This window comes from Oricola nitratireducens (genome assembly GCF_014904745.1).
Classification (GTDB): Bacteria; Pseudomonadota; Alphaproteobacteria; order Rhizobiales; family Rhizobiaceae; genus Oricola; species Oricola nitratireducens.
In genome coordinates, this window is sequence record NZ_JACZCS010000049.1 from 1 (window position 1) to 339 (window position 339).

At 65.2% G+C, this 339-nt stretch carries 1 protein-coding gene; it reads left to right on the forward strand.

What is annotated here, in order from left to right:
- Positions 1-339 (forward strand): EF-Tu/IF-2/RF-3 family GTPase (locus IG169_RS20515; RefSeq protein ID WP_246717486.1); only part of this gene is annotated, 339 nt, incomplete at both ends.

Below are 339 nucleotides of genomic sequence, written 5' to 3' on the forward strand. Positions count from 1 at the left end.
TCGACCAGCCGTTCCTGATGCCGATCGAGGACGTGTTCTCGATCTCGGGCCGCGGCACGGTTGTGACCGGCCGCGTCGAGCGCGGTATCATTAATGTCGGTGACGAAATCGAGATTGTCGGCATCCGTCCGACGACGAAGACGACCTGCACGGGCGTCGAGATGTTCCGCAAGCTGCTCGACCAGGGCATGGCCGGCGACAATATCGGCGCGCTGCTGCGCGGCGTCGACCGCGAGGGCGTCGAGCGGGGCCAGGTGCTGTGCAAGCCGGGTTCGGTTACGCCGCACACCAAGTTCGTTGCCGAAGCCTACATCCTGACGAAGGAAGAGGGCGGCCGTC